19 protein-coding genes are annotated in these 24338 nt (G+C 64.5%); 7 read left to right on the top strand and 12 right to left on the bottom strand.

Going from position 1 to position 24338, the window contains the following annotated elements; all coding sequences use genetic code 11:
- The first annotated feature begins 96 nt into the window (after positions 1–96).
- The 6 genes from AC0J42_RS17225 (at position 97) to ahpF (ending at position 7200) form a co-directional block, all read left to right on the top strand.
- Complete coding sequence (locus AC0J42_RS17225) at positions 97–633, top strand: fimbrial protein (RefSeq protein WP_416424781.1); 537 nt, start codon at positions 97–99, stop codon at positions 631–633.
- Positions 634–699: 66 nt separating this feature from the next.
- The gene (locus AC0J42_RS17220; RefSeq protein WP_473002641.1) at positions 700–1419 is read left to right on the top strand and encodes a fimbrial biogenesis chaperone; all 720 of its coding nucleotides are present in this window, start codon (positions 700–702) and stop codon (positions 1417–1419) included.
- Positions 1416–3824, top strand: a complete 2409-nt coding sequence (locus AC0J42_RS17215; protein WP_473002640.1) for a fimbria/pilus outer membrane usher protein — start codon at positions 1416–1418, stop codon at positions 3822–3824. Before AC0J42_RS17220 ends, AC0J42_RS17215 begins: the two co-directional genes overlap by 4 nt.
- Positions 3821–4807, top strand: a complete 987-nt coding sequence (locus AC0J42_RS17210) for a fimbrial protein (RefSeq protein ID WP_473002639.1) — start codon at positions 3821–3823, stop codon at positions 4805–4807. The genes AC0J42_RS17215 and AC0J42_RS17210 overlap by 4 nt, the downstream gene beginning before the upstream one ends.
- Positions 4808–4957: 150 nt before the next feature.
- On the top strand, positions 4958–5521 hold the full coding sequence (gene ahpC / locus AC0J42_RS17205) for an alkyl hydroperoxide reductase subunit C (protein WP_027977611.1): 564 nt from the start codon (positions 4958–4960) through the stop codon (positions 5519–5521).
- 116 nt (positions 5522–5637) lie between these two features.
- Complete coding sequence (gene ahpF, locus AC0J42_RS17200; protein WP_416424777.1) at positions 5638–7200, top strand: alkyl hydroperoxide reductase subunit F; 1563 nt, start codon at positions 5638–5640, stop codon at positions 7198–7200.
- A 786-nt stretch (positions 7201–7986) separates the two neighbouring features.
- Here the strand turns inward: ahpF and gloA are convergent.
- The 12 genes from gloA to AC0J42_RS17140 all read right to left on the bottom strand — a co-directional run bounded on the left by gloA (position 7987) and on the right by AC0J42_RS17140 (position 20509).
- Positions 7987–8505, bottom strand: a complete 519-nt coding sequence (gene gloA / locus AC0J42_RS17195; RefSeq protein WP_416424776.1) for a lactoylglutathione lyase — start codon at positions 8503–8505, stop codon at positions 7987–7989.
- Between the two features lie 258 nt (positions 8506–8763).
- Positions 8764–9129 carry a histone-like nucleoid-structuring protein, MvaT/MvaU family gene (locus AC0J42_RS17190; RefSeq protein WP_416424775.1) on the bottom strand — a complete coding sequence of 122 codons (366 nt, stop codon included), beginning with the start codon at positions 9127–9129 and terminating at the stop codon, positions 8764–8766.
- 380 nt (positions 9130–9509) lie between these two features.
- Entirely contained in the window at positions 9510–10448 is a 939-nt protein-coding gene (locus AC0J42_RS17185) for a carbohydrate kinase family protein (protein ID WP_473002638.1), read from the bottom strand.
- 17 nt (positions 10449–10465) lie between these two features.
- Complete coding sequence (xylB, locus tag AC0J42_RS17180) at positions 10466–11932, bottom strand: xylulokinase (protein ID WP_473002637.1); 1467 nt, start codon at positions 11930–11932, stop codon at positions 10466–10468.
- A gap of 4 nt (positions 11933–11936) precedes the next feature.
- Positions 11937–13418, bottom strand: coding sequence for a mannitol dehydrogenase family protein (locus AC0J42_RS17175; RefSeq protein ID WP_416424772.1), 1482 nt, complete (start codon positions 13416–13418; stop codon positions 11937–11939).
- Positions 13419–13433: 15 nt separating this feature from the next.
- The gene (locus AC0J42_RS17170; RefSeq protein WP_473002636.1) at positions 13434–14537 is read right to left on the bottom strand and encodes an ABC transporter ATP-binding protein; all 1104 of its coding nucleotides are present in this window, start codon (positions 14535–14537) and stop codon (positions 13434–13436) included.
- Between the two features lie 117 nt (positions 14538–14654).
- Complete coding sequence (locus tag AC0J42_RS17165; RefSeq protein ID WP_416424770.1) at positions 14655–15491, bottom strand: carbohydrate ABC transporter permease; 837 nt, start codon at positions 15489–15491, stop codon at positions 14655–14657.
- Positions 15492–15501: 10 nt separating this feature from the next.
- Positions 15502–16428, bottom strand: a complete 927-nt coding sequence (locus tag AC0J42_RS17160) for a carbohydrate ABC transporter permease (RefSeq protein WP_473002635.1) — start codon at positions 16426–16428, stop codon at positions 15502–15504.
- Between the two features lie 69 nt (positions 16429–16497).
- The gene (locus AC0J42_RS17155) at positions 16498–17817 is read right to left on the bottom strand and encodes an ABC transporter substrate-binding protein (protein ID WP_473002634.1); all 1320 of its coding nucleotides are present in this window, start codon (positions 17815–17817) and stop codon (positions 16498–16500) included.
- A gap of 257 nt (positions 17818–18074) precedes the next feature.
- Positions 18075–18983, bottom strand: a complete 909-nt coding sequence (locus AC0J42_RS17150; protein WP_416424767.1) for an AraC family transcriptional regulator — start codon at positions 18981–18983, stop codon at positions 18075–18077.
- A gap of 73 nt (positions 18984–19056) precedes the next feature.
- The gene (locus AC0J42_RS17145; protein WP_473002633.1) at positions 19057–19998 is read right to left on the bottom strand and encodes a MurR/RpiR family transcriptional regulator; all 942 of its coding nucleotides are present in this window, start codon (positions 19996–19998) and stop codon (positions 19057–19059) included.
- 145 nt (positions 19999–20143) lie between these two features.
- The gene (locus tag AC0J42_RS17140; protein ID WP_416424765.1) at positions 20144–20509 is read right to left on the bottom strand and encodes a response regulator; all 366 of its coding nucleotides are present in this window, start codon (positions 20507–20509) and stop codon (positions 20144–20146) included.
- Between the two features lie 321 nt (positions 20510–20830).
- Here AC0J42_RS17140 and AC0J42_RS17135 point away from each other — a divergent pair, with 321 nt between their 5' ends.
- Positions 20831–24319 carry a response regulator gene (locus tag AC0J42_RS17135; protein WP_416424764.1) on the top strand — a complete coding sequence of 1163 codons (3489 nt, stop codon included), beginning with the start codon at positions 20831–20833 and terminating at the stop codon, positions 24317–24319.
- Positions 24320–24338: the final 19 nt, after the last annotated feature.

Here is a 24338-nt window from a genome sequence, read left to right as displayed (position 1 = left end):
TTTTAAGTGAGCCAATTACATACTGGGCCGGCGCAATCAAGCGCTGCGGTAGCGATGAGCGCTGTCGTTCACTGGGTAGGGATAAGGAATTTCTCCATGAAAATGAAATTAGCCACGGCGGTAACCGCCTTATGTGCCGCGCTGTCGATGCCAGCTGCATTTGCCGCGGACGGCCAGATCGATTTCGTCGGCGAGATCAAGGGCAACACGTGCAAGATCAACGGCGGGCAACCGAACTTCCAGGTCGATCTGCCAGCGGTGTCGCGCACCGCACTGGCCACGGTCGGGCAAAGCGCAGGCCGCACGCGTTTTGACTTGCAGCTCACCGAATGCATGCCTGATACCGGCAAGGTCGCCACCTATTTCGAGGCCGGTCCCACCATCAGCCCCACCAGTGGCCGGCTGGTCACCGACACCGGCGCCGGCCAGGCCGACTTCGTCGAAGTGGCACTGCTCAACGACGGCTTCCAGCAGATGGAGCTGAACCAGGCCTTCCCAGGCCAGAAGTCCCAGGCCGTGGACATCGTCGCAGGCAACGCCAACCTCGAGTACTACGCCGAATACGTTGCCACCGGTGTGGTGACGGCGGGTGAGGTGAACACACGGGTGATGTACTCCCTCGTCTATCCATGACGGGGCCGCGCATGGACTGCCTTTAGGCAGGCCATGCGCCGTTGTTGTAGCGAAGGGATTCTCTCCATGTTCAAGCCTGTTTTTGCCCTGCTGACGGCGTTGCTGCTGGCAGCGCCTGGCCATGCCAGCGTGATCATCGGCGCTACCCGGGTCATTTACCCGGCCGGCGCGCCCGAAGTCACCGTGCAACTGCTTAACCCCGACGCCGCGCCCGCACTTGTGCAGGCGTGGCTGGACGACGGCGACGCGGGGGCCAGCCCGCAGACCCTGGCCGTCCCCTTTATCGTCAGCCCGGCAATGGTGCGCATCGAGGCCAGCCAAGGCCAGGCGCTACGGGTGATGCACACCGGCGAGCCCCTTGCGGCCGACCGCGAGAGCCTGTTCTGGCTCAACGTCTTGCAGATCCCGCCTCGGGGCGAGGCGGGCAACAACCAATTGCAGATGGCGATTCGCACGCGAATCAAACTGATGTTTCGGCCCCAGGGCCTGCAAGGCCGTGCGGCCGATGCACCTGCGGCTGTGCGCTGGAGCGTGCGCCGTGAGCAGCAACAGTGGGTTGTCGAAGGTCACAACCCAGGGCCGTTCGTGGTCAACCTCGGCGCGGTCGAACTGCGCGTCGCCGGCCAGGTCCTGGAGGCGGGGGCTGGGCACATCCCACCGTTCGGTAGCGCGCGTTTTCCCCTGCAAGGGACGGCAGCGCCAGGCGCGACCGCGCAGGTTAACTACATTGCCCTGGATGACTACGGGGCCGGGCGCCCAGGCGAAGCCCAGGTAGCGTTGCCATGAAGCGCCTGCGGTTCTCCGGGCTGCTGGCCGGTGGCGGGCTGCAGCTGGCCGTGGCGGCGCAGGTGCCCGAGCCGATCGAATTCGAGCAGCGTTTCCTGCGGCCCGGTGCTGCCGGCAACGTGGACCTGAGCGTGTTCTCGCAACCGGCGCGGGTGATGCCAGGCGACTATTGGCTGCAGGTGCAAGTCAACCAGCGGCCTTTGGGGCGTTTGTTGATCCCTTATCGCCAGGGTGCGGGTGAAGCCGGCGCCCATGGCTGTTTCGACCGGCCGCTGCTGCACCGGCTGGGGGTGGCGGTGGACGCGTTGCCCAAGGGCGGCGATAGCTGTCGTCGCCTTGAGCAATGGCTGCCCGGGGCCGCCGAACACCTGGATTTTCCCCAGCAGCGCCTGGCGCTGGACATTCCCCAGGCCTGGCAGGTGCGCGAGCCCGATGGCTTCGTGGATGCCGAGTCATGGGACTGGGGCGTGACCAGCGCCTTCAGCGGCTACGACCTGTCGGTGTTCGACGTTGACAGCGGCCAGGGAAGCGCCCATACGCAAACCTATGCCGGCCTGTCCAGCGGCCTGAACCTGGGGCGCTGGCACTGGCGGCACCAAGGCAGCCTCTCGAGCGACGGTGGCTACCAGACCCTGAGCCACTACCTGCAACGGGAGGTTGCGCCGTGGGGCGCGCAACTGCGCCTGGGGCAGGTCACCGCCCAGGGCGATCTGCTCGATGCGCAGCAGCTGCGTGGCACCCACCTGTTCAGTGATGACCGCATGCTGCCGGCCTCCCAGCGCGGCTACGCGCCGGTGGTGCGCGGCGTGGCACGGGGCAACGCACGGGTGGCCATCCGCCAGGGCGAACGGCTGCTGCGTGAGGTGGTGGTCCCCCCGGGCGCCTTCGTGATCGACGACCTCTACGCGGCCAGCGTGGGCGGCGACCTGCAGGTCACGGTCAGCGAGGCCGACGGCAGCGAGCAGCGCTTTACCGTGACCAACGCCGCCGCCCCGCTGGCGTTGCGCGAGGGGCGGTCGCGCTTCGGCATCAGCGTGGGTCAATTGCAGGAACAGGTGCAGGCACCGGCGCCGTGGTTCGCCCAAGGCACCTGGCAGCAGGGCCTGAGCGATAGTTTTACCGGTTATCTGGGCACCACCCTGGCCGCGGAATATCAACAATGGCTGCTGGGCTCGGCGCTCAACACGCCGCTGGGCGCGGTGGGCCTGGACGTCGCGCGTGCCCAGGCCAATGGCGAGCAGGGTGGCCGACTTCGCCTGTCCTACGGCACCTTGTTGATGGCCAGCGACACCCGCCTGGGCCTGAGTTACCAGCAGGCCACCGGGCCCGGTTACCGCACCCTGGCCCAAGCGTACGACCACCGTGCATTGAGCTTGCGTGAGCGCGCGCGCACCACCGCCAGCATCAATCAGCCGCTGGGCAGCGCCTGGGGGCAGCTCAATGGCAGCGCCTGGCATTCCAGCAGCTGGGAGGGCGGCGGCGCTCGCCTGGGCTATTCGCTGGGCTACGCCAACCGCTTTGCCGACCTGGGGTATGTGCTGACCGCCAGCCGCGAGCGGGACCTGCATGGCCGCGATGAAACGGTGTGGCAGCTGAACCTGAGCCTGCCCCTGGGGGGCGGCCGCGGGAACCTGACTGCGGGCCTCAACCAGGGTAGCCAGGGCCACCAGGCGCAGGCCGGGTACCGCAATGGCACCGACCGCTACAACTACGGCGTCAGCGTCAGCGAAGGCCGGGGCACGGCGCAATTCAATGGCTTCGGCGGCTGGCGGGCACCCTATGGTGAACTCAGCGCCTCGCTGGGGCAGGGGGATCGCAGCCGCCAAGTGTCGGCGGGGGCCCGTGGCGCGGTGGTTGCCCACCCCGGCGGCGTGACCTTTGCGCAACCGCTGGCTGAAACCTTCGCCATCGTCGAGGTGCCCGAGGCCAAGGGCGCCCGGGTGGTCAACGGCAGCCAGGTGCGCGTCGATGGTCGTGGCCACGCCATTGTCCCGCAACTGGTGCCTTACCAGCTGAACCGGGTCGACGTGGACCCCACGGGCTTGCCGCTGGACGTGGAGTTGGCCACCAACAGCCAGCAGGTGGCGCCGCGTGCCGGGGCAGTGCCGTTGTTGCGCTACCCGACCCGCACGGGGCGCACGGCATTGATCGAACTGCGCCTTGCGGCGGGCGGTCCTTTGCCCTTCGGCGCCCAGGTCAGCGACGGCAGTGGCGCAGCATTGGGCGTGGTAGGGCAGGGCAGCCGGGTGTTGGCCAGGGGGCTGCAAGGCAAGGGGCAGTTGCAGGTGCAATGGGGTGACCAGCAGGCGCAGCGCTGCGTCGCCGACTACGAAATGGAGACGGCTGGCAAGGCGCTTCAGGTAATGAAGGCGACCTGCGCGGCTGAACAGGGGAATACACCATGAAGGCACTACACGCGATGGCTTTGGCCTGCCTGCTGGCTGCAGGCAGCGCCGCCCATGGCGCCTGTGCGTTTTACCCGGGCAGCGGGCACCAGATGGTGTCGGCGGACCTTGGCGCTCAAGTGATCGTCTCGTCGATGGCGGCCGTGGGCGACATCCTCTGGCAAGGCACCGCCAAGGGTAATTCGGCGAGGGTCGAATGCACCCAGCCAGATGAGCTGGACAATGGCTTGCTTGCCGACCCCGGGCCACAGCAAGGCCCTGATGGGGTCTACCCGACCAATGTGGCGGGGGTGGGCATGCGTATCGAGGAGGAAAGTTCGAGGCAGCCGCTGCACTGGCCGCGCCTGCGCAGCGCCATCGACGCTGGCGTTTTCACTGCAACGCCAGCCTATTTCATCACACTGGTCAAGACCGGCGATATCCACGAGGATCGCCTGCGTCTGTCCAGCGCTGGCGCTTCCCGGCGCTATGGCGCGTTGGAGGCGATCCGTCTGCAGTTCGATCGCGACGTTGACATCGTGCTGCGCCAGCCCACCTGCAGCGTGGCCCCAGGCAGCCAGCACATCTTGGTGGACCTGGGCGCCCCGCTGATGCGTGACTTCAACGGACCGGGCAGTGGCTCAAGGCTGGTGCCCTTCAACCTGCGCCTGGCCTGCCATGGCGGAGGGGGCGGGGACAGGTTGTACGTGTCGGTGATTCTGACCGACGCCACCAACCCCTCGAACCGCAGCAAGGTCCTGGGCTTGCGCCAGGACGCCGACGCGCGGGGCGTGGGCGTGGAAATCCAGTTCGAGGGCCGTCCTGTGGAGTTTGGCCCTGAAGCTTCCGGCGCCGGCAGTCCTGCCCGTTGGCCTGCGGGCAGCGTGTCCCATGGCCAGGTGACGTTCGAGGTGCCGCTGCAGGCGCGCTACCTGCAGACCGAAAACACCATCACTGCCGGCAGTGCAGGGGCGTTGGCGACATTCACCTTCGCCTACGACTGATCTTCATGCAATTCTTCTATATATTAGGCGCGCTGATAGGTAAAACCAATCACGCACATCAGCTTTGCCAATGAGCGCTCCAGCGCTCACTTGGCTAGGATGAGCCCTACAAAGTTTTCACCCCCTTCGACAACCCATGGAGATTTACTGATGCCGATCATCAACAGCCAAGTCAAACCTTTCAAAGCCCAGGCTTACCACGGCGGCAAGTTCGTAGAAGTCACCGAAGCCGATCTGAAAGGCAAATGGTCTGTCGTGTTCTTCTACCCAGCCGACTTCACCTTCGTCTGCCCAACCGAACTGGGCGACCTGGCTGACAACTACGCTCAATTCAAAGACCTGGGCGTCGAGATCTACGGCGTGTCGACCGACACCCACTTCACCCATAAAGCCTGGCACGACACCTCGGAAACCATCGCCAAGATCCAGTACCCACTGATCGGCGACCCGACCCACGTCATCTCGCGCAACTTCGACGTGCTGATCGAAGAAGCCGGTATCGCTGACCGTGGCACCTTCGTGATCAACCCAGAAGGCCAGATCAAAATCGTCGAGCTGAACGACGGCGGCGTTGGCCGTGACGCTTCCGAGCTGCTGCGCAAGGTCAAGGCCGCTCAGTACGTCGCTGCCCACCCAGGCGAAGTCTGCCCAGCCAAGTGGAAAGAAGGCGAAGCCACCCTGGCTCCATCGCTGGACCTGGTCGGCAAGATCTAAGACCTCATGACGATGATGAGTGGCGTCATCGCGTAACACCATCATCGCCCTGAAAGCGCCCGGGCGAATTCGCCCGGGCGTTGTTTTTTATACCGTATTGAAAAGGAATCGCCCGCATGTTGGACGCCAATCTTAAAGCCCAGTTGAAGTCGTACCTGGAACGGGTCACCCAACCGATCGAGATCGTCGCGTCCCTTGATGACGGCGCGAAATCCCAGGAATTGCTCAACCTGCTGCGTGACATCCAGGCCCTGTCGGACAAGATCACGCTGCTGGACAACGGCAACGACGCCCGCAAGCCGTCGTTCTCGATCAACCGCCCTGGCGCGGATATCAGCCTGCGTTTCGCTGGTATCCCCATGGGCCACGAATTCACCTCGTTGGTGCTGGCCCTGCTGCAAGTGGGTGGCCACCCTTCGAAAGCGAGCGCCGAGGTCATCGAACAGATCGCCGGGCTCAAGGGTGAATTCAACTTTGAAACCTATTTCTCGCTGTCCTGCCAAAACTGCCCGGACGTGGTCCAGGCCCTGAACCTGATGGCCGTGCTCAACCCCAACGTGCGCCACGTGGCCATCGACGGCGCGCTGTTCCAGGCCGAAGTCGACGCCCGCCAGGTGATGGCGGTGCCCAGCCTGTACCTCAACGGTGAAGTGTTCGGCCAGGGCCGCATGGGCCTGGAAGAAATCCTCGCCAAGATCGACACCAGCGCCGGCGACAAGGCGGCCGAGAAGCTCAACGCCAAGGACGCCTTCGACGTGCTGGTCGTGGGCGGTGGCCCAGCCGGCTCCGCAGCGGCCATCTACGCTGCGCGCAAGGGCATCCGCACCGGTGTTGCTGCCGAGCGCTTTGGTGGCCAGGTGCTAGACACCATGGCCATCGAGAACTTTATCTCGGTGCAGCACACCGAAGGCCCGAAACTGGCCGTGGCGCTGGAAGAGCACGTCAAGGAATACGACGTGGACATCATGAACCTGCAACGCGCCGAAGCCCTGATCCCGGGCAAGGACGGCCAGCTGCATGAAGTACGCTTCGCCAGCGGCGCGAGCCTCAAGGCCAAGACCGTGATCCTGGCCACCGGCGCGCGCTGGCGCGAAATGAACGTGCCGGGCGAGCAAGAGTACCGCAACCGCGGCGTGGCCTACTGCCCGCACTGCGACGGTCCGCTGTTCAAGGGCAAGCGCGTGGCGGTGATCGGTGGCGGCAACTCCGGTGTCGAGGCGGCCATCGACCTGGCGGGCATCGTTGCCCACGTGACCCTGTTGGAATACGACGGCCAGCTGCGCGCCGACGCCGTGTTGCAACGCAAGCTGCACAGCCTGCCCAACGTCACCGTGATCACCAGCGCCTTGACCAGCGAAGTGACCGGCGATGGCCAGAAGGTCAATGGCCTGCGCTATAAGGATCGCCAGACCAGCGAGACCCACACCGTGGAGCTGGAAGGTATCTTCGTGCAGATCGGCCTGTTGCCCAACACCGATTGGCTCAAGGGCACCATCGAGCTGTCGCCGCGTGGTGAGATCATGGTGGATGCGCGTGGGGAGACCGACCTGCCGGGTATCTTTGCGGCGGGTGACGTGACCACTGTGCCGTTCAAGCAGATCGTGATTGCGTTGGGTGAGGGGGCCAAGGCGTCGTTGGCGGCGTTTGATCACCTGATTCGGACTTCTGCGCCGGCCTGATTTTTCTGGCCAAAAAAAAGCCCGCTGACCGTAAGGTCTGCGGGCTTTTTTAATCCCCGCAGAACTCGAAAACGCCGCCAACTGCGTTTGATCTTGATCCCGTGAGGCCTTTGATCTTGATTGTGTGCCCCATAAAGCGCCAGGGCCGACTGGAGGCGTTGGCCAAGCGGGCTGAGGCGTAGCCGAAGAAGACGGAACCGGAGGCGCTTCTATTCCGGGCCGTCGGCCGCTTGGGCGACGCCGGAAGGAGGGGACCCGCAGCGAAGCGGAGGGACCAAGCAGGGGCAAGCCTTTTTTGCTTACTTTTTGTGGCGTTTGACAAAAAGTGAGCCGGCGTAAGGCCGGAAAGGTGATTCTGCATCACCCTTGGTAATGGATATGTTCACGATATGTGGATCCCGCTTTTGAGGGTTTCGAACATATCCATTTTCGTGGTGCGACTACCGACCGTTTCGCCCTTACGGCGACTCACTTTTTTTCAAACGCCAAAAAAAGTAAGCAAAAAACGCTTGCCCCTGCTTGGGCCCTCCGCTGCGCTACGGGTCCCCTCCTTCCGGCGTCGCTCAACGGGCAGACGGCACCCGCTATAGAAGCCTGCGGGTTACCGTCTCTTCGGCCTGCGGCCTCGGCCCTTCGGGCAGCCCGTTGATCGACGCCTCCAGTCGGCCCTGGCGCTTTACGGGGCATACAATCAAGATCACAAGCAAGATCAAGATCAAAAGCCAGATCAAGATCACAAGCAGATCACAAGCAGATCAAACGCGGCTGCGCTGCGCTGGGCAGGGCTTAGAAGTTCGGCTGGATGATCTCGACCCAGTACGCATCCGGGTCCTTGATGAACGCAATGTTTTTCATGCGCCCATCAGTCAAACGCTTCTGGAAGTCCACGCCCAGCGCTTCAAAGCGCTCGCAGGCCGCCTGAATGTCAGGCACCGACACGCAGATGTGACCAAACCCACGCGGGTCGGTGTTGCCGTTGTGGTAGGCGAAGTCGGCGTCGTTTTCGGTGCCGTGGTTGTGGGTCAGTTCCAGGATGCCAGGCATCGACTTCATCCAAGTGTGGCGCTGGGCGTCGTCGGCGGGGATCTGGGCCTTGTCCACCAGGGCCAGGAAGTACAGGCTGAATTCGGCTTCCGGGAAGTCGCGTTTTTCCACCAGGCTGAAGCCCAGCACGCGGGTGTAGAAGTCCAGCGACTTCTCGATGTTCTTCACGCGCAGCATGGTGTGGTTGAAGACGAAGTTGCGGGTGGCGGCATCCGGTTCGGCGGTAACGCCGGGGAAGGTGTTCAAGTCGTGCAGGCTCATGGGAACTCCAGAACAGGGAATATGAATAACGGCGCCACAACCCGATTGTGCCGCCGTGGGGAGATAAGAGTTCTTGTAAGACCTGCCATGATACGCAACTGTCGCGCCCAGGCCAAATGCCAGGTGGGGAAATAGCAAATCGCAGGCAATAAGAAGCCCGCCGAAGCGGGCATTGGGGCGCTAGTCCATTAGCAGATTCCATCGTGGAAGATCCGCTGTGAAAATCCTGTGAAAAAAAATGCCCCGGCTCACCTTTCGTCAGCCGCGCAGCCAGCCTTCCACCGTGTCACGCCCGTACTGCAATTTCCACGCCTTGAGGCCACGGTGGTTGCCGCCCTTGGTCTCGATCAGTTCGCCGGTATGGGGGTTCTCGTAGACCTTGACCGCGCGTGGCCGGCGATGGGCGCGCACGTGCTGGAACGGCAGGCGTGGCTCGTTGCGAGTAGGGTCGAGAATGGCGATGACGTCACGCAGCCCCTTGCCGTACTCGAGCATCAACTCCTGCAACTTGTGCTCGAATTCAATCTCCTTTTTCAGGCCTGCATCGTTCTTCAGGGTTTCCAGCTGGGCCAGCTGGGCCTGAAGGGCTCTTTCGGCGGCGCGGAACTCGGCGAGTCTGGACACTTTTTTATTCTCCAATCATCTATTTGAACCGCTCGGGCGCCACTGGCCTTGCCACGCTGCCCGGGGGTAACTTTCACTATCAGGAAATTGATAAGTCGCTGGCTCTGCGGAAACAGAGAATAGTGGCAGGCCGTGCCGCTGTAAATGGCCTGCTTCAATGTTTTGTGCGAATAGCGAATTGATTTAGTGTGCTGCGGGAGAGGGCGAAGGGTTCATTTTGGTGCAAATGTAGGACGTCAAGTTTTGAAGTTTCCGATAACTTTGTAAGAACTTTCCTAAGGCTTTCGGAAAGTTCGCAAGAAGGTGTTAATCAATAAGTACATGCGCAACATGAAACATGGGGTTGCCCGGGGGACGGGAGCCCCCGGGGCGTGGGCAGGTCAGGGCAGCTGGCGGCGATAAGGCAAGTCCGGCCCGACCTTGGCGCAGGTGAGCGCCGCAGCCTGGGTGGCGAACTGCAGGATGGCGTTTAATTGTTCGCGGCTGAGTTGGGCAAGGCCCTGGGGCGAATCCAGCCGGTGTTCGGCCAGCCAGGCCAGCAGGGCGGCCTGGAAGGTGTCGCCGGCGCCCACGGTGTCGGCCATTGCCACGTTTTGCGCTGGCACGCTCAATTCGCCGTGCTGGCGGCTGTAAAGGCTGGCGCCGTCGGCGCCGCGGGTGACGAACACCAGTTGGCAGCGTTCGTTGAGCCATTGAGCGGCAGTCTCGTCGGGTGCCTGGTCCGGATACAGCAGCGCCAGGTCCTCGGCGCTGACCTTGATCAGGTGCGCCAGGCTGGCAAATTCGCCGATGCGTCGCCGCCACAGGCCGATGTCGGGTGCCGGGTTGAGGCGCACGTTGGGGTCCAGGCTGATCAGGCGCTGGTCATGCTCGCGCCGGGCCAGGGCCAGCAGGGTGCTGCCCACCGGTTCCACCACCAGCGAGAACGAGCCGAAGTGCAGGCCATGCACGCTGTCATCCAGGGTGGGCAGGTGCGCCAGGGTCAGCAGCCGGTCGGCGCAGCCCTGGCCGCGGAAGCTGTACTGCGGCGTGCCGTCACTGCCCACGGCGACCATGGCCAGGGTGGTGGGCGCGTCAAAGTCGTGCAGGTAGCCGTCGGCCACGCCTTCGCCGGCCAGCACCGTGCGCAGCCGTTGCCCCAGGAAGTCCTGGGACACCCCCGCCAACAGCGCCGCCGGCACGCCCAGGCGCGCCAGGCCCACCGCCACGTTGAACGGCGAACCACCGGCCACCGCCTCGTAGCCCAGGCGCGCGGCCTGGCCGAAACGGTCCGGCTCGCAGAAAAAATCGAACAGCGCTTCGCCACATACCAGATACATGATGCCTCCCTATGAATTCACAGCGCTTCGAGGCGCTGACGATAGTGCCGGTACACCTGCTCGTAGGCCTGCACGTTGGCGGCAATGGGCTGCGCGCCTTGGGCAGGGTCCAGTTGCACGCAGCGCTGGCACAGGCTGGCCAGCTCGCCGGCGCCGTCGCACCAGGCGGCCTGGATGGCCGCGCCCAGGGCGGCGGCCTCGGTGTGCCGGGGGCAGGTGACCTCGGTGTTCATGATGTCGGCCACCATCTGCCGCCACACCGCGCTGCGTGCGCCGCCGCCGATCAGGCGGATACTGTGGCTGGCCAGGCCCCCTGCGCGCAACAGGTCCAAGCCATAGCGCAGGCCGAAGGTGGTGCCTTCCACCGCCGCCCGGCACAGGTTGGCGGCGTTCAGGTTGGCCGCGGTCAGGCCCTGCAGGCTGCCGGTGGCCAGGGGCAGGGCGGGCACGCGCTCGCCGTTGAGGAAGGGCAGCATCAGCACGCCGTCGGCGCCGATGGGGGCCATCTCGACCTGGCGGTTGAAGGCCTCGATGCTCAGCGCGAACAGCTCGCGCACGGCGCTGGTGACGTTGGTCAGGTTCATGGTGCAGATCAGCGGCAGCCAGCCACCGCTTGAGGAACAGAAGGTCGCCACCTCGGGCTCGGGGCTCACCGTGGGCTCGGCGCTGTAGGCGTACACGGTGCCGGAGGACCCCAGGCTCATGGTCACCACGCCCGGCTGGATGTTGCCGGTGCCCAGGGCGCCCATCATGTTGTCGCCGCCGCCACTGGCCACCCGCACCTGGGGGCTCAGGCCCAGGCGCCGCGCCACCTCGGGCAGCAGCGTGCCGACGCTGTCGCGCGGGCCGATCAGTTCCGGCAGCGCCTGCTGCAGGCGGCCGTCGGGGTCGATGTCGCGCAGCAGTTGCAGGTCCCACTGGCGGTTGCGCACGTCGAAATAGCCGGTACCGGAGGCGTCGCCGTATTCGGCGCAGGCGCGGCCGGTGAGCCAGAAGTTCAAATAGTCATGGGGCAGCAGGATGCGCGCGATGCGGCGGAACACCTCGGGGTGTTCCTCACGGGTCCACAGCAGCTTGGACACCGTGTAGCCGGGGGCGATGGCCACGCCCAGGCGGTCGAGCGAGCCCTGGAGGCCGCCTAGGTGGTCGAGCAGGCGCTGGTTCTGCACGGTGGATTCGGTGTCGCACCACAGCTTGGCCGGGCGCAGCACCTGGCCGCTGGCGTCCAGCAGCACCAGGCCATGCTGTTGCCCGGACACGCCCAGGCCGCGCACCTGCTGGCCGTCGACGCCGGCCTCGGCCAGGGCCTGGGCCACCGCCGTGCACAGGGCGTCCACCCACTGCGCCGGGTCTTGTTCGCGGCGGCCGTTGGCGGCGCTGATCATGTCGTGGTGCGCGCTGCCCTGGCCCAGCACCTGGCCGCTGGCCGGGTCCAGCAACAGCGCCTTGGTGCCTTGGGTGCCGCAGTCGATGCCCAGGTACATAGGCTTACTCCTCGTAGCTGAGCAGGCGTTCCAGGGTCTTGTCGACCCCCAGTTGGCGCAGGTGCTTGAGCTGGTTCTCGAAGGCCGCGACGAAGGCCGCCGACTGCGGAATGGCCTTGCCGAAAATCTCCTCCACGCCCAGCAGGCGCTGGGTCAGCATCACGTCGTCGGCCACCAGCGCCTGGCAGAACTCGGCGCGCGGGTCAGGGATCTTGAAGTGCGTGCCGTTTTCATCCACGCCCTTGAGGTACAGGGCCCAGGCGGCCACCACCAGGGCGGCGCGGTCCAGCCCGGCGCCTGCCTCGATGAGCTTGTTGATGGTGGGCACGGTGAACTTGGGGAACTTCGACGAGCCGTCCGAGCACACTCGCTCCAGTTGGTCGGCGATGGCCTGGTTGCTGAAGCGCTCGATCAGCGTGTCCTTGTAGCCCTCCAGGTCGATGCCGGGCACCGAGGCCAGTTGCGGGGTCACGTCGCGGTCCATGTAGGCGCGGATGTAGCGCACAAACAGTGGATCGTTCATCGTCTCGTGGACGAAGCGGTAGCCTTTCAGGAAGCCCAGGTAGGTCAGCGCCAGGTGGCTGCCGTTGAGCAGCTTGATCTTCATTTCCTCGTAGGGGGTGACGTCGTCGGTGAATTGCACGCCGACCTTTTCCCAGGCCGGCCGACCGTTGCCGAACTTGTCTTCCAGCACCCACTGCACGAAGGGCTCGCACACCACCGGCCAGGCGTCGTCGACACCATGCTGCTCCAGCAACTGGCGCTTGTGGGCGGCGCTGGTCATGGGCGTGATGCGGTCGACCATGGCGTTGGGGAAACTCACGTGGCGGTCGATCCAGTCACGCAGGGCCGGCTCGCGCAGGTCGGCGAAGGCCAGCAGGGTCTTGCGCGCCACGGCGCCGTTGTGCGGCAGGTTATCGCAGGACATCACCGTGAAGGCCGGGGTGCCGGCGTCGCGGCGCCGGGCCAGGGCCGCGCAGAGGAAACCGAACACCGTGCGGGGCGCGTCGGGGTGGGCCAGGTCGTGCTGGATGGCCGGCAGGTGGGCCATGAACTCGCCGGTGCTGTCGTCGATGCAGTAGCCGCCTTCGGTGATGGTCAGCGAGACGATGCGAATGGCCGGGTCGGCCAGCTTGTCGATCAGCGCCTGGGGGCTGTCCTCGCCCAGCAGCATGCCGCTGATGGCGGCGATCACCCGCACTTCATGGCCAGTGCCGTCGCCCAGTTCCACCAGGGTGTAGAGCGAGTCCTGGGCCTTGAGCGCGTCGTGCATGGCGCGGTCGTCGCTGCGCAGCCCGGCGCCGCAGATGGCCCAGTCCAGGCCTTCGCCGGTGTTCATCAGCGCGTCGGTATAGAACGCCTGGTGGGCGCGGTGGAAACCGCCCACGCCGATGTGGACGATGCCCTGGCGGGTGGTGGCCTGGGCGTAGGCGGGGCGCTTGATGTGCGCGGCCAGTTTGTCGAGGTTGTCGCGGGTCAGTTTCATCGGTACGGGTCCTCGTCAGGCCGCGGCCAGCAGCGGCTTGGCCACGGCGATGCCCTGGGCATCGAACAGGTGGCAATGGGTGGGGTTGAGGTACAGGTTCAGGCGCTCGCCGTACTGGCTGGCCAGGTCGCCGCGAATGCGCAGGGTCAGCGGCTCGCCGGAGTCGGTGACCACGTGGCAGAAGGTGTCGCTGCCCAGGCGCTCGCCGACGTCGGCGGTCACCGCCAGGCCGGGCTGGCCGGGCTGCGCCAGTTCCAGGTGTTCGGGGCGGATGCCCAGGGTTACCTCGCTGCCCACGCTGAGGCTGGCGCTGCTGCGCGGCAGGCTGATACGCGTGCCGGCGGCCAGTTCCACTTCGCAGCCCTGGCTGTCGACGCGGCTGACGCGGCCCTTGAGGAAGCCCATCTTCGGCGTGCCGAGGAAGCCGGCCACGAACAGGTTGGCCGGATGGTGGTACAGCTCCAGCGGCGAGCCCACCTGCTCGATGCGCCCGGCGCTGAGCACCACCACCTTGTCGGCCAGGGTCATGGCCTCCACCTGGTCGTGGGTAACGTAGATCATGGTGGCCTGCAGTTCCTTGTGCAGCCGCGCCAGTTCCAGGCGCATCTGCACGCGCAGGGCGGCGTCGAGGTTGGACAGCGGTTCGTCGAACAGGAAGATCCGCGGGTTGCGCACGATGGCCCGGCCGATGGCCACGCGCTGGCGCTGGCCGCCCGACAGCTGCTTGGGCTTGCGCTCCAGCAGCGGCGCCAGTTCGAGGATGCGCGCAGCCTCGTCGACCTTGCGCTGCACCTCGGCCTTGTCGGCGCCGGCCAGGTCGAGGGCGAACGACATGTTCTTGCGCACGGTCATGTGCGGGTACAGGGCGTAGGTCTGGAACACCATGGCCAGGTCGCGCTTGGCCGGGCTGACCTGGGTGATGTCGCGGCCGTCCAGCTCGATGGTGCCGCTGGTGACTTCTTCAAGGCCGGCGATCAGGCGCAGCAGCGTGGACTTGCCGCAGCCCGAGGGGCCGACGAACACCACGAATTCCTTGTCGTTCACCTGCAGGTCGATGCCCTTGATGATGGACAGGCCCTCGAAGCCCTTTTGCAGGTTTTTTATTTTCAATGTGGCCATGACATTACTCCTGGCAGTCTGAATGTGTGGGAGCTGGCTTGCCAGCGAGCTGTTTGGGGCCTGAAAGGCTCGCTGGCAAGCCAGCTCCCACAGAGAATTCCAGCAATAGTCGGAACATCATTTGACGGCACCGAACGACAGGCCGCGCACCAGCTGCTTCTGGCTGATCCAGCCAAATATCAGGATCGGCGCACACGCAAGCGTCGACACCGCCGACAACTTGGCCCAGAACAGCCCTTCGGGGCTTGAGTACGAGGCAATCAGCGCCGTCAAGGGCGCGGCGTTCGAACTGGTCAGGTTCAACGACCAGAACGCCTCGTTCCAGCACAAAATCAACGACAGCAGCAGGGTCGAGGCCAGCCCGCCCTTACTGATGGGCAGCAGCACCCGCACCATTTCCTGCAGCAGCGTGGCGCCGTCCAGCCGCGCCGCTTCGAGGATGTCGCGGGGAATGTCCTTGAAGTAGGTGTACACCATCCACACCACGATCGGCAGGTTGATCAGGGTGTAGATCACGATCAGCACCAGCTTGCTGTCCAGTAGGCCGAAACCCTTGGCCAGCAGGTAGATGGGCATCAGCACGCCCACCGGCGGCAGCATCTTGGTGGACAGCATCCACAGCAGCGTCTGCTTGGTGCGCTTGGTCTCGTAGAAGGCCATGGAGTAGGCCGCCGGCACCGCGATCAGCATGCACAACAGGGTGGCGCTGAAGGAAATCAGCACCGAGTTCCCGGCGAAGTGGAAGTAGTCACTGCGCTCCTGGATGTGGATGTAGTTCTCCAGCGTCGGCGTGAAGATGAACTGCGGCGGCGTGGCGAAGGCGTCGATCTCGGTCTTGAAGCTGGTCAGCACCATCCAGAAAATGGGAAAGAACAGCAGCAGGGCGATGGCCCAGGCCAGCAGGCCCAGCAGCACGCTTTGCAGGCGCCGGTGTTGCTTGAGTGTGAGGGTCATGGCGCGGGCCTCAAGGCTGGTCGGTAAGATTTTTGCCGATCATCCGCACCAGGATGATGGCGGCGATGTTGGCGATCACCACGGCAATCAGGCCACCGGCCGAGGCCATGCCCACGTCGAACTGCACCAGGGCCTGGTTGTAGATCAAGTAGGCGAGGTTGGTGGAGGCAAAGCCCGGGCCGCCGTTGGTGGTGGTGAAGATCTCGGCGAACACCGACAGCAGGAAGATGGTCTCGATCATCACCACCACGGCAATCGGCCGGGCCAGGTGCGGCAGAGTCAGGTGCCAGAAAATCGCGATCGGCCCGGCACCGTCCAGGCGCGCGGCCTCTTTCTGTTCCTGGTCCAGGGACTGCATGGCGGTCATCAGCAGCAGGATGGCGAACGGCAGCCACTGCCAGCTGACAATGATGATGATCGACAGCAGCGGGTAATTGGCCAGCCAGTCGATGGGCTGCGCGCCGAAGTACCGCCACAGGTCGGCGAGGATGCCCGACACCGGGTGGAAGATCAGGTTCTTGAACACCAGCGCGCCCACCGTGGGCATGATGAAGAACGGCGAGATCAACAGCACGCGCACGATGCCGCGGCCGAAAAACTCGCTGGCCTCCAGCAGCGCGGCAATCAGCACGCCCAGCACCACGCTGATCAGCAGCACGCTGCCTACCAGCAACAGGGTGTTGGTCATGCCGGGGATAAAGCCCTCGTCGGTGAAGAAGAACTGGAAGTTGCCCAGGCCGGTGAAGGTCTTCTCGCCGCCGTCCAGCAGGTTATAGCGCATCAGCGAGAAGTAGACGGTCATGGCCAGCGGCACGATCATCCACAACAGCAGCAGCGCTACCGAAGGGGTGACCAGGAACCAGCCGGGGTTGTTCAGGCGGCGCTTGCCCAGGTCTTGATGGGCCTGGGACTGCGCCTTGGCAGTGGACGTGCTCATGATAGGTACCTTCAAAGGCTGGCCAGCCCCGGGGCAGGGCTGGCCATCGCAGGCCGGTGGCTGGGGGCGCTACTTGGGATAGCCCGCGCGCTTCATTTCACGCTCGGTGGTCGACTGTGCGTCGGCCAGGGCCTTCTCCACCGTGCTGGTGCCCACCAGGGCGCCGGCGAACAGCTTGCCCACCTGGGTGCCGATGCCCTGGAATTCAGGGATGGTCACCAGCTGGATGCCCACGTAGGGCACGGGCTTGGCCGACGGGCTTTTCGGGTCCACGGTCTTCAGCGATTCCAGGGTGATCTTCGCGAACGGCGCAGCCTTCATGTAGGCATCGCTGTAGGTGGAGGCGCGGGTGCCTGGCGGCACGTTGCTGATGCCGTCCTTGTCGGCCACAAGCTTGGCGTAGGCCTGGGAGGTGGCCCACTGGGTGAAGGTGCTGGCGGCGTCCTTGGCCTTGGAGCTGGTGGGAATGGCCAGCGCCCAGGAATACAGCCAGGCCGAACCCTTGTCGGTTTTCTCGTGCGGTGCGTAGGTGAAGCCGACGTTGTCGGCGACCTTGCTCTGGCTCTTGTCGGTGACGAACGAGCCGGCCACGGTGGCGTCGACCCACATGGCGCACTTGCCGCTGTTGAACAGCGCCAGGTTCTCGTTGAAGCCGTTGCTGGAGGCGCCGGGCGGCCCGTACTTCTTCATGGTGTCGACGTAGAAGGTCAGCGCGCCGGTCCATTCCGGGCCGGTGAATTCAGGCTGCCATTTCTCGTCGAACCAGCGCCCGCCCCAACTGTTGGCCAGGGTGGTGATCAGCGCCATGTTCTCGCCCCAGCCGGCCTTGCCGCGCAGGCAGATGCCGTACTGGCCCTGGTCGGGCTTGTTGAGCTTGGCGGCAAACTCGCCCATCTGCGTCCAGGTGGGGTGCTCGGGCATGGTCAGCCCGGCGGCCTTGAACAGGTCGGTGCGGTAGTAGGTCATCGAGCTTTCGGCGTAGAAGGGCAGGGCGTACAGCGTGCCCTTCACCGAGAGGCCGTCGCGCACCGAGGGGAACACGTCGTCCAGGTTGTAGTCGGCAGGCAGGTCCTTCATCGGTTCCAGCCAGCCCTTGGCGCCCCACAGTGCCGCTTCGTACATGCCAATGGTCAGCACGTCGAACTGGCCACCCTGGGTGGCAATGTCAGTGGTCAGGCGTTGGCGCAGCACATTTTCTTCCAGCACCACCCATTTGAGCTTGATGTCGGGGTGCTGTTCCTCGAAGGTTTTCGACAGCCGCTGCATGCGGATCATGTCGCTGTTGTTGACGGTGGCGATGGTCAGCGTCTGGTCGGCGTGGGCCGTGACGCAGAGCCCCAGCAGGGCGGCGAGGCTGGCGCGGGCAAGCAGGATTCTGGGCGTCGACATTACACACTCCTCTTCGGTGCCCGGTGGGCACGAAGCCTGGTTATTGTTGTTGTGTCTTCCTGAAGCGTGGGAAGCAGCTGGGATTGATTACAGACCCAAAATGGGTTGGTTACAAATCCTTGGAGGCAGTGGCGTCTGTACTATTTTGCACTTGGCGCGAGGTTTGTTGGGTTCTTGAGATCGAGCGCCGCGCGGGCGGCGCTCGATTTCATGAGCGCGAAAAAACCCAAGGCATGCCCATCGAAACCAACACGCTCTCAAGCCCCCAGGTTCTGCTCGGTCAGGCGCTGCACTGCCAGGCGCCGGTAATGGCTGGGGGTCATGCCCTTGAGCTGCTGGAAGCGGCGGTTGAAGTTGGAGATGTTGTTGAAGCCCGACTCGAAGCACACGTCGGTCACCGGCTTGTCGCCATCGGCCAGCAGCTCGCAGGACTTGCTGATGCGCAGGCGGTTGACGAATTCCACGAAGCAGCGCCCGGTGGCCTGCTTGAACACCCGGGAGAAATACGTGGGCTTCATGCCCAGGTACTGCGCCACTTCCTCCAGCGGCAGCTCGCGGCCGTAGTGGCTGAAGATATAGTCAACCGCGCGGTTGGTGCGGTCGATGCTGTGTTCGTCGGCCAGCTGCGGCGAGTTGCCGTCCGACAGCAGCTGGTAGTCCTCGCAGGCGGCCAGCAGCTCCATCAGGATCAGGAAGTGCCCCAGGCGGCTCACGCCACGGCTGTCGGCGATGCGCTGCATCAATTCGGTGGCCTGGGCCAGGGTGTGCGGGCAACGGAACTCGATGCCGTGGCGGGCGCGCTCCAGCAGCGGGCCCAGGGTTTTCAGCTCGCTGAACACCGGCAGGGCACTGTCGAACAGCTCATCGGTGAAATTCACCAGCATGTCGCGCTTTTCCACCACCTGGTCGGGCTCCACCTGGCTGATCCAGTTGTGGGGCAGGTTGGGGCCGGTGAGAAACAGGCTATTGGCGGTGAAATTGCCGATGTAGTCGCCGATGAACACCTTGCCGGCGCTGGCGACGATCAGGTGCAGCTCGTATTCCTTGTGGAAGTGCCAGCGCACCAGCGGGCAGGGAAAGCCGTGCTGGCGGTAGATGATCGACAGGCCTTCGTGATCGTCCATCAGCTCGTAGGACGGATCGGTGATTCTGCTGGGTCGGGTCATGCCTTGGCCGCTTATTGTTGTTTGCCAGGGGCTGCCAGAGTAATCAAACCGCGGCGGGCGGCGCAATGGCCGGTCAGCCGGCCGGGTCGCTGCCGGTGCGCTGGATATAGGCCAGGGCGTCCTCGGCCAGGCGAATGGACTCGTTCACCGGCTCGTGGTTGCGCAGGCGCACGGCGGTGGCCAGCGCCTCGATGACCGCCACCAGGGCCACCTTGGAGTTGCGCAGCACCGGGTGCTGGGGCGAGGCGTACAGGCAGTGGTCGGCGATGTCCACCAGGGGCGAGGCGGGCGAGTCGGTAATGGCCAGCACCGTGGCGCCGCGGCCCACGGCGTACTGGGCCATGCGCAGCGTGTCGCGGGTATAGGGCGGCAAGGCCAGGGTCAGCAGCACGTCGCCTTCGCTGATGGTCGCCAGGCGGTAGGTGGCGTTTTCGCTGCCGCCTTCCATGTTCAGGGTGATCACGTGGGCGCAATGGGGAATCAGGCAACTGGCGGCCAGCCCGGCCAGGTAGTGGCTGTTGCCGAAGCCCAGGATATACAGGTTGGTGGCCTGGCCGATGGCCGTCACCAGGGCCTCGAACTGCGCGTCGTCGTTGGCGTTGAGCACGGCCTCCAGGTTGCCGTTGCTCAGGCGCACCTGCTGGCTCAGGTCAAAGCCGCGCTCGGGGTGGTGGGCCACCTCGTGCTGCACCAGGTCGGCCGGCGACACCAGTTCCAGCAAATGTCGCACCAGCGCCTCGCGCAGGCCGGTGAAGCCGTTGTAGCCCATGTGGTTGGCCAGGCGGTTGACCGCGGCGGTGGAGGTATGGGCGCCTTCGGCCATGCGCTCGATGTTCAGGGTCGGCGACAGCCAGGGGTTCTGCAAAATGAAATACGCAACCTTGAACAACGCGGTCTGTTTTTCCCCGCTGGCGCCACCGCGGTGTCGCAACTGCTCCGCCACCAGGATGACCTGTTGCATGAAAGGGGTGTTGTAGACCTTGTGCGACAGGTCGGGTGGGTTGATGTCCGTCATGGTGGCAGCGTCCCTGGGGGTAGGAGGAGCGACAGGCGTTTTGGATTATTCCGAAAGTGTAGGCGGGTTTTGAAAACTCGGATCCAACTTTCAAGAAAATCGTTTGCGTGCCGATTACCCTTTTAGACGCTGCCGGCAGATCAACTCAGGGCTGGGCGAGCACGGCCTTGACCTTGTCGCGCAGCTGGTCGATGGAGAAGGGCTTGCCGATCATGTGCATGCCAGCGGGCAGGTCGATGTTTTCGGCGTAGCCGCTGGCGAACAACACGGGCAGGGCGGTGCGCAGCTCGCGGGCTTGTTTGGCCAGCGCCGTGCCTTCCATGTCCGGCAGGCCCTGGTCGGTCATCATCAGGTGAATGACGTTGTCCTGGCGCAAAATCGTCAGCGCCGCCTCGGCATCGGCGGCCTCGAGCACCTGGTACTCCAGCTCCTCCAGCACATCGACGATCAGCATGCGCACGATGTCGTCGTCCTCGACGACAAGAATGGTTGGGGCGGCGGCGTTTGACATTGGAGCAGTCCTGGGCGGTGACGGAAAAGGCAGGGCGCGGCAGGCGCCGCCAGTCTTTAATGAGTAAGCAGGGGCGCCGGCAAGTTCCGTGCAACGGTTACCAAAACGCAAAAACAGTGGCACAAGGATACCGGCGTGCCACTCATATGCAAAATAATCCCGTATTTGCTGGCCAAAACCGCTGTCGCCTTCTAGAAAGCGTAAGAGAACATGGAAAGTTCCGTGCGAAATTTCTCATGTTGATGCGGGAATATTTGGATCTTCTACGTGGAATTCCGGCAAACTCTGCCGTTTTACCACCTCACCAGGGACGCAAGGGACATGAGCAAACCCTCCAGCATCGATGAGCAGAGCTTTCGCAAGCTGCTGACCCGCAACGTCAGCCTGCCCCTGGGCGTGGGCCTGCTGAGCGGCGTGGTGTTCGTCAGCATCATCGGCTACCTGATGAACACCATCGATTGGGTGGAACACACCGACCGGGTCATCAACAACGCCAACGAAATCGCCAAGCTGTCCATCGACATGGAAACCGGCATGCGCGGCTACCTGTTGACCGGCAAGGAAGACTACCTGGACCCCTTCGAGCTGGCCAAGCCGCGCCTTGCCGCCGAAGTGCCGGCGCTCAAGGAACTGGTGGCCGACAACTCCGCCCAGGTCGACCGCCTGACCCGCGTCGCGGCGCTGCAGAAGGAGTGGATGAACTACTCCCAATCCATGATCGACATGAAGCGCAGCACCGGCGACTACTCCTCGGTGGTGCAGACTGGCCGCGGCAAGCGCCTGACCGATGCGGTGCGCGGTGAGTTCGACGACTTCCTGGCCATGGAGCACAACCTGCGCCAGCAGCGCAGCGAGGACGTGTCGCACACCATCACGATGTCGATCACCCTCTACATCGTGTTCCTGGTGCTGATCAGCGCCGTGCTGGCCTATTTTGGCCGCCGCGACATGCTCACCCTGTCCACCACCTACGCGGAAAACCTCGACGCCCAGCGCCGCAGCGCCGAACGCCTGGAAGGCCAGGCCTGGCTGCGCACCGGGCAGACCCAACTGGCCGAGCAGGTGCTGGGGCAACTGACCCTGCAAATGCTGGGGCGCAATGTGCTGCAGTTCTTCGCCAACTACCTGGGCAGCGTGGTGGCCGCGGTGTACGTGCGCGAGGAGCACGGCAGCCTGCGCCGCGTGGCCAGCTATGGCTTCTCCCGCGAGCAGGAGAACCGCGACCAGGTCATCATCAACGGCGAGGGCGTGATCGGCCAGGTGGCCCAGACCGGGCGCCTGATGCGCCTGGACGAGGTGCCCCAGGACTACTTCAAGTTCACCTCCGGCCTGGGCGAGGGCCTGCCGCACAGCGTGCTGATCGTGCCCACCCACAATGACGACGGTATCAATGGCGTGGTGGAGCTGGGCTTCCTGCGCCCCCTGAGCGACCGCGACGTGGAACTGCTGGAGCTGCTGGCCAGCAACATGGGCACCTCCATCGAGGCTGCGCGCTACCGCCAGCGCCTGCAGGAAGTGCTGGCCGAGACCCAGCAGCTCAACGAAGAGCTGCAAGTGCAGCAGGAAGAGCTGAAAACCGCCAACGAAGAGCTGGAGGAACAGTCGCGGGTGCTCAAGGAGTCCCAGGCGCACCTGGAGACCCAGCAGGCGGAACTGGAGCAGACCAACGAACAGCTGGCCGAGCGCACCGACGCCCTGGCCGAGCAGCGCGACGCCCTGGACGCCAAGAACCTGGAGCTCAACCGCGCGCAGGTGGAGCTGGAAGAGCGCGCCGAGGAGCTGCAGCGCTCCAGCAAGTACAAATCCGAATTCCTCGCCAACATGTCCCACGAGCTGCGCACGCCGCTCAACAGCTCGCTGATCCTGGCCAAGCTGCTGTCGGAGAACGCCGAGGAGAACCTCACCGGGGAGCAGGTCAAGTTCGCCGAGTCGATCTATTCCGCAGGCAACGACCTGCTGAACCTGATCAACGACATCCTCGACATTTCCAAGGTGGAAGCCGGCAAGCTCGACGTGCGCCCGGAGAACACCAGCACCGCACGCCTGGTGGACGGCCTGCGGACGATGTTCGAACCGCTGGCCGCCGACAAGCGCCTGGACTTCTCGGTGGAGCTGCTGGACGGCGCGCCGCCCATGCTGTTCACCGACCGCCAGCGCGTGGAGCAGATCCTCAAGAACCTGCTGTCCAACGCCCTGAAATTCACCGAGCAGGGCCAGGTGACCCTCACCGTGGCGCCGCAGCCGGACAACGGCATTGCCTTCCACGTGCGCGACACCGGCATTGGCGTGGCCACCGACCAGCAGCAGGCCATTTTCGAGGCCTTCCGCCAGGCCGACGGCACCACCAACCGCCGCTACGGCGGCACTGGCCTGGGCCTGTCGATTTCCCGCGACCTGGCCAACCTGTTGGGCGGCTACATCAGCGTCAGCAGCACCCTGGGCAAGGGCAGCGAGTTCACCCTGGTGCTGCCGCAACGCTACGAGGAAATGGAGCGCGACGAGGTGCACCCCGCGCCTACCGTCATTCCTGCGCCCCAGGGCGCCGCCAGCGAGCCTGCACCGGTGCTGGTGCCGGACGTGGTGATCGCGCGCTTCCCCGACGACCGCGAGAAAGGCCCGTTCGAGCGCCGCTGCATCCTGGTGATCGAGGACGAGCCGAACTTTGCGCGCATCCTCTTCGACCTGGCCCATGAACTGAACTACCACTGCCTGGTGGCCCACGGCGCCGACGAGGGCTTCAACCTGGCGGCGCAGTTCGTGCCCGACGCCATCCTGCTGGATATGCGCCTGCCCGACCATTCCGGCCTGACCGTGCTGCAGCGCCTCAAGGAACTGCCGGCGACCCGCCACATCCCGGTGCACGTGATCTCCGTGGAAGACCGCGTAGAGGCGGCCATGCACATGGGCGCCGTGGGCTACGCGGTGAAACCCACCACCCGCGACGAACTCAAGGACGTGTTCGCCCGCCTGGAAGCCAAGCTCACCCAGAAGCTCAAGCGCATCCTGCTGGTGGAAGACGACGACCTGCAGCGCGAGAGCATCGCCCGCCTGATCGGCGACGAGGACATCGAGATTACCGCCGTGGGCTTTGCCCAAGAGGCCCTGGACCTGCTGCGCGACAACGTCTACGACTGCATGATCATCGACCTCAAGCTGCCGGACATGCTCGGCAACGACCTGCTCAAGCGCATGTCCACCGAGGAAATCTGCGCCTTCCCGCCGGTGATCGTCTACACCGGCCGCAACATGACCCGCGACGAAGAGGCCGAGCTGCTCAAGTACTCGCGCTCCATCATCATCAAGGGCGCGCGCTCGCCAGAGCGGTTGCTGGACGAAGTGACATTATTTCTGCACAAAGTCGAATCCCAGCTGTCCCAGGAAAGACAGAAGATGCTCAAGACCGCGCGCAGCCGCGACAAGGTCTTCGAGGGCCGCAAGATACTGGTGGTGGACGACGACGTGCGCAACATTTTCGCCCTCACCAGTGCCCTGGAGCACAAGGGTGCGATCGTCGAAATCGGTCGCAACGGCCGCGAGGCCATCGACAAACTCAATGACGTGGAAGACATCGACCTGGTGCTGATGGACGTGATGATGCCGGAGATGGACGGCTACGAGGCCACCCGCGAGATCCGCAAGGACACGCGCTGGCGCAAGCTGCCGATCATCGCCGTGACCGCCAAGGCCATGAAGGACGACCAGGAGCGCTGCCTGCAGGCCGGCGCCAACGACTACCTGGCCAAGCCCATCGACCTGGACCGGCTGTTTTCCCTGATACGCGTGTGGTTGCCACAGCTGGAGCGCATTTAGTGCCACGAACCGTTAACCT

The organism is Pseudomonas sp. Tav-5-1A, assembly GCF_055755055.1.
Note: the sequence above shows the minus strand (reverse complement) of the source record. Positions and strands in the feature narration are given on the sequence as shown.